General features: G+C 37.1%; 6 protein-coding genes and 1 rRNA gene (1 of these 7 only partly in view). 3 read left to right on the top strand and 4 right to left on the bottom strand.

The genetic code is table 11. From position 1 onward, the window contains the following. Positions 1–656: ribosomal RNA gene (locus MED217_RS19360) — 16S ribosomal RNA — on the bottom strand; it reaches 1,014 nt to the left of the window's first position. 870 nt (positions 657–1,526) lie between these two features. On the opposite strand from MED217_RS19360, the gene MED217_RS06480 reads away from it, so the two are divergent. Further along, positions 1,527–1,937: a DUF2141 domain-containing protein gene (locus tag MED217_RS06480; protein WP_009779694.1), complete on the top strand. Its 411-nt coding sequence runs from the start codon at positions 1,527–1,529 to the stop codon at positions 1,935–1,937. A gap of 107 nt (positions 1,938–2,044) precedes the next feature. Beyond that, on the top strand, positions 2,045–3,004 hold the full coding sequence (locus MED217_RS06475; protein ID WP_009779693.1) for a LysR family transcriptional regulator: 960 nt from the start codon (positions 2,045–2,047) through the stop codon (positions 3,002–3,004). Positions 3,005–3,070: 66 nt separating this feature from the next. Here the strand turns inward: MED217_RS06475 and MED217_RS06470 are convergent, their stop codons facing one another. The 3 genes from MED217_RS06470 to MED217_RS06460 all read right to left on the bottom strand — a co-directional run bounded on the left by MED217_RS06470 (position 3,071) and on the right by MED217_RS06460 (position 4,772). Further along, positions 3,071–3,268 carry a hypothetical protein gene (locus MED217_RS06470; RefSeq protein ID WP_009779692.1) on the bottom strand — a complete coding sequence of 66 codons (198 nt, stop codon included), beginning with the start codon at positions 3,266–3,268 and terminating at the stop codon, positions 3,071–3,073. A gap of 138 nt (positions 3,269–3,406) precedes the next feature. After that, entirely contained in the window at positions 3,407–4,207 is an 801-nt protein-coding gene (locus MED217_RS06465) for a TIGR00266 family protein (protein ID WP_009779691.1), read from the bottom strand. Positions 4,208–4,316: 109 nt separating this feature from the next. Continuing rightward, a complete protein-coding gene (locus tag MED217_RS06460) occupies positions 4,317–4,772 on the bottom strand; it encodes a DUF4442 domain-containing protein (protein ID WP_040532629.1) in 456 nt (151 codons plus the stop codon). Positions 4,773–4,917: 145 nt separating this feature from the next. Here MED217_RS06460 and MED217_RS06455 point away from each other — a divergent pair. Further along, on the top strand, positions 4,918–5,356 hold a 439-nt coding region (locus MED217_RS06455; protein ID WP_009779689.1), incomplete at its 3' end, for a DUF4870 domain-containing protein.

Genomic DNA, 5,356 nt, shown 5'->3' with positions numbered 1-5,356 from the left:
CAATTCAAGACTAACAGTATCAATGGCAATTCTACAGTTAAGCTGCAGACTTTCACCACTGACTTATTAGTCCACCTACGGACCCTTTAAACCCAATGATTCCGGATAACGCTTGCACCCTCCGTATTACCGCGGCTGCTGGCACGGAGTTAGCCGGTGCTTATTCTTACGGTACCGTCATCGTGCTACACGTAACACTTATTCTTCCCGTATAAAAGCAGTTTACAACCCATAGGGCAGTCTTCCTGCACGCGGCATGGCTGGATCAGGCTTGCGCCCATTGTCCAATATTCCTCACTGCTGCCTCCCGTAGGAGTCTGGTCCGTGTCTCAGTACCAGTGTGGGGGATCTCCCTCTCAGGACCCCTACCTATCGTTGCCTAGGTGTGCCGTTACCACACCTACTAGCTAATAGGACGCATGCTCATCTTGTACCGTAACCTTTACTATATAAAATGATGCCATTAATATAGACTATGGAGGATTAATCCAAGTTTCCCTGGGCTATACTCCAGTACAAGGTAGATTGCATACGCGTTACGCACCCGTGCGCCACTCGTCATCAGAAAAGCAAGCTTTCCTATGTTACCGTTCGACTTGCATGTGTTAGGCCTGCCGCTAGCGTTCATCCTGAGCCAGGATCAAACTCTTCATCGTAGTATTGTATATAATATTCCACGATATAAGGAAATTTAATCACCTCTGTAACAACAGAAGCTCAAAATGGTCGTTCTAGTTTTAATTCAAATATTATCTCTAAAAGATAATACGCGTTGTCAATTCAATATGTCAATTAACTTCTCCCCTAATTAAAGAAGATCATTTATCGTTAGATGTCGAGGAATCGAACCTCGCTTTTTATTACCAAATCATCTCGTTTTCAATGCGCGTTGCTCTCTGCGAAAGCGGCTGCAAATATACAAACCTTTTTTATTACTAAACAAATAAAATTTAAAGTTTTTTTTGAGCCAATTTTAAGTCGCTTTTCTAAGAACTAATCCGCTTTCACTGCCGAAAAACGGGAGGGCAAAGATACTACCCTTTTCCCTTTATAAACAAGCTTTTTTTAAACTTTATTTTTGACGCCGTCAAATGGATTTCAAAACCAAAGAACTACCTCAAAACAAAAATCCTATCACTAGCAAATTTCCCACGAGATCAACTCGAGGGTGGTTTACTTTATCTGCATTTCTAAGAACGTAAAACCGTTTTTAATATCCGATTTTGGAGGCGCAAATATAGAACGATTATCTATCCCCGCAAGCACTTTTTGAAAGTATTTTTAAATTAATTTACTAGCCACTTATTTACAAATAGTTACGCTTCAATTATTTTTTAATCTTTTCTTAAACGCAGCAGATTTGATTTTAAAACCCTACAAGCACAACGTATCCTATATAGTAAAGAACGCTTTCAAACATTACAATTACAGTTCATCTTCTTGATTCTACAATTGAGTCATAAACAACTAGAACCAGCTAAAGCAACCTGTACATTTGTTTCAGTATTAATTCTAACAGTAAAATTATGAAAACCTATCTCTTATTATTTATGACTTTTATCAGCTTCAGTGCCTTTGCTCAAAATAAAAGTTCAATAACCGTTTCTATTAATAATGTATCTAGCGATGAAGGTTCGGTAGGATATGCGCTCTACAATAAAGACAATTTTATGGTAGCCGCTCCAGTAAAAGCCGCAAAAAGCGAAATCAAAGACGGTAAGACTTCGGTAACCTTTAAAGATATTCCGCTAGGAAATTACGCTATCCTCTGTTATCACGATAAGAACAATAATGGACAAATGGATTTTGAAGCAAACGGAATGCCTAAAGAAGCTTATGGCGGATCTAATAATGTGATGTCTATGGGACCTCCGCAATGGGAAGATTGCAAGTTTGAACTTAGCGAAGAACCTCTGGAGCTTGAAATTCGATTTTAATTTTTGACTATACTATATAGGTCGTGATGTGTTTCTATTAAATTATAGTTGTAATTGTATAGACAAAATCAATATGTCGCCCTATTTTTGAAGTCTAAATTAGAACCATGACGATTACGCAATTGAAATACGTTTTGGCTGTTGCCGAAAATCAAAACTTCACTAAGGCTGCTGAAAAAACTTTTGTCACACAGCCTACACTGAGTATGCAGATTCAAAAATTGGAAGATGAATTAGACATTCTAATTTTTGACCGAAGCAAGAAACCGATCGAACTTACCGATATTGGAAGCAAGATTGTAACACAGGCGCGCAACATTGTAAATGAAGCCAACCGTATTGCAGATATTGTCGATCAGCAAAAAGGGTTTATAGGTGGTGAATTTAAATTGGGTGTGATCCCAACAGTTATGCCTACATTATTACCTATGTTTTTACGCAACTTCATCAACAGGTATCCTAAGGTCAAACTGAAGATCGAAGAGCTTCCCACAGAAACCATTATAGAACGTCTTGAAGAAGGACATTTAGACGCCGCGATTGCAGCAACACCACTACATCTTGAGAATATAAAGGAGCGTCCTTTATATTATGAGCCATTTGTAGCATATGTTCCCGCAAATCACCCTTTAAATAGTGTAGAGAAAATTACCACAGCAGATCTAGACCTCAACGATATGCTACTTCTTGAAGATGGACATTGCTTTAGAGACGGCGTAGTTAACTTATGCAAAACAAACCGAAACTATTCTGAAGAAACCTTTTCTCTTGAGAGTGGTAGTTTTGAAACTTTGGTACGTCTTGCCAATGAAGGTTTAGGAATGACTCTTTTACCTTATTTACATACAATGGATATTAAGGAAGAAGAAAAGAAATTTCTTCATTACTTTAAAGAGCCGGCACCGGCAAGAGAAGTAAGTCTTTTATATCACAAGAGTGAATTAAAGATGCAAATTATTGAAGCGTTGCGCACCACAATTGCCGGAGTAATAAAAGGAGCTATCACATTTCAAAATGTAGAAATCATTAGTCCGCTACCTCAAACTCAAGGAGCATTTAAAAAGTAACCAGGCTTGTATCAGATACTAAAAAAGCGACTCATTTGAGTCGCTTTTTTTTTATGATATTTAAAGTTAAGCATTGAGGTAAATCATACATTGATTTAATTCGGGATTTGTTTTGGTTAGTTCCTTAATCCACTCTCTTAATTCCTCAATTTCATACGGTAGTAAACGCTTTGCAGCTTTTTGTAATTCTTTGCAAAAAAGTACACTATCAAAACTTACTTTTTTCAGTATTGTTTTAGTGTACTCAAACATTGCTCTTGCCATATTTGAATAGTTTAAAATTAGAATTTTTGTTAGGTAATTTTGGGCTATAAACTGATTTTGATAGGAATTCCGTTAAAAATAGGCTTTTAATTCCAAAAACAATGTTAAAAATTTAAAATCCTAGGCTTTACCTAGAGTTTAAAATCTGTTGTCACCGTCAAGCAAATCTCCTAAGCCTCCCAGAATACTTCCTTCGCCTTTATCCTTCCCTCCCAATTGTGGTGCAGATGCCAAAACACGCTTGGCAAGTCTGCTAAATGGTAACGACTGAATATAAACTGTACCCGGACCGGTAAGTGTCGCAAAGAATACTCCTTCACCTCCAAAAATGGTATTTTTTATTCCGCCTACAAATTCGATATCATAATTTACAGTATGATCAAAACCTATGATACACCCTGTGTCTACCTTCAGCTTTTCTCCTAATCCTAATTCCTTTTTAAACGTGGTTCCGCCAGAATGCACAAAGGCCATCCCGTCACCTTCTAGCTTCTGCATAATAAAACCTTCTCCTCCAAAAAGACCGCGACCTAACTTTCTTGAAAATTCAATACCTATAGAAACTCCTTTGGCAGCACATAAGAATGCATCTTTTTGACAAATGAATCTTCCGCCATTCTTGGTTAAGTCAATAGGAATAATTTTTCCAGGGTATGGGGAAGCAAAACTCACTTTCTTCTTCCCTACTATGTCATTATAGAAAACCGTCATAAAAAGACTTTCACCGGTAAGTAAACGTTTACCGGCACCAAATACCTTATTTAATAGACCAGAATCATTTTTGGAACCATCACCAAAAATGGTTTCCATGCGTATACCGTCTTCCATCATCATAAAGGTTCCTGCTTCAGCGATAACGCCTTCTTGCGGATCTAATTCAATCTCCACATATTGCATTTCTTCCCCATAAATCTGGTAATCTATCTCGTGTGCTCTCATGTTTTTGTTTCGTTTTTGATTTGATTGATACTACTTAATACGTAAGCGTTTTTATAAAATTGTTACAAGACGTATATAAATCTAAGACGATAAAGTCTTTAAATCAAAACTAGGATTTCACCCTTACTGTCCATTCAAAATCAAACGTACTTACCACTACGCCGTCTTCATTAACTCCCACACTTTGCATCCAGAAGGTTTGCCCCTCGCCTGTGGCAATCGTTTTTTCAATGGCATCAGCGATTTTGTGACCGTCTTTACAGGTAAATGTGATTTTACCGGTGGCTTTTTTAGTAAAAGAAGCTTTATTGTTTGCCACAAGCATCGAAATTTTCTTGCCGCTTTCTCTAATCTGATTGATCACCATCGCTCCTGTACTCAACTCTGCAGCCATCCCCTGCACTGCCCAAAACATAGAATTGAATGGATTCTGATTGATCCATTTATGCTTTACGGTAGTCGTACAGGTTTTTTCTGAAATTTCTTTTACGCGCACTCCACATAACCAAGCAGAAGGAAGCTTAAACATTATAAAACTATTGAATTTACTAGGGCTGAGTGACATATATAAAGTTTTGATTCTCTCAAAAATAGGCTTAAGAATTGACTTTAAAGAATTTCCTTTTTGTTAATAAATAGTTAAATTTAAGTACTATGTAATACAAAATACCTGCTTTTATATATATATTTGCATAAGAAAATAATAAGCAATGGAAAATACTATTACAACCGGACAAAAAAATACAGCCACTTTTATTCACTTATCTGTGTTTGCTCAATTTTTGTTTCCACTGGGCAATTTTATCGCTCCGCTATTGATCTGGGCTTCCTTAAAAAGGAATTCGGTATTTGTAGATAACCACGGTAGACGTGCGCTCAATTTTCAAATGAGCACACTACTCTATACTATAGGTCTTGTAATTATTGCAATTCCTTTTGTGGCTTATCAGGTTTTACAAATTGTAAGTAAGCAGGGACACTTTGATCTAGAAAATCATTTTGATCATTTTGTTCTTCCTAATGATGCCAGCGGTCTTATCATAACCGCATTGGCATTTGGCTTACTGCTTTTAGCCTTATTTGTAGTGACCCTTTTTTCGGTGATCTCTGCAGCTGTAAGTGCGAGTAATGGTGAAGAATATAAATATC

The sequence above is a fragment of the Leeuwenhoekiella blandensis MED217 genome (assembly GCF_000152985.1).
In the GTDB taxonomy this organism is placed as follows: domain Bacteria; phylum Bacteroidota; class Bacteroidia; order Flavobacteriales; family Flavobacteriaceae; genus Leeuwenhoekiella; species Leeuwenhoekiella blandensis.
Note: the sequence above shows the minus strand (reverse complement) of the source record. Positions and strands in the feature narration are given on the sequence as shown.

Bases quoted from the DNA above. Each gene is read 5' to 3' on its own strand.
- MED217_RS06480 (WP_009779694.1), top strand. From the start codon at position 1,527: ATGAAAACCTATCTCTTATTATTTATGACTTTTATCAGCTTCAGTGCC.
- MED217_RS06475 (WP_009779693.1), top strand. From the start codon at position 2,045: ATGACGATTACGCAATTGAAATACGTTTTGGCTGTTGCCGAAAATCAA.
- MED217_RS06470 (WP_009779692.1), bottom strand. From the start codon at position 3,268: ATGGCAAGAGCAATGTTTGAGTACACTAAAACAATACTGAAAAAAGTA.
- MED217_RS06465 (WP_009779691.1), bottom strand. From the start codon at position 4,207: ATGAGAGCACACGAGATAGATTACCAGATTTATGGGGAAGAAATGCAA.
- MED217_RS06460 (WP_040532629.1), bottom strand. From the start codon at position 4,772: ATGTCACTCAGCCCTAGTAAATTCAATAGTTTTATAATGTTTAAGCTT.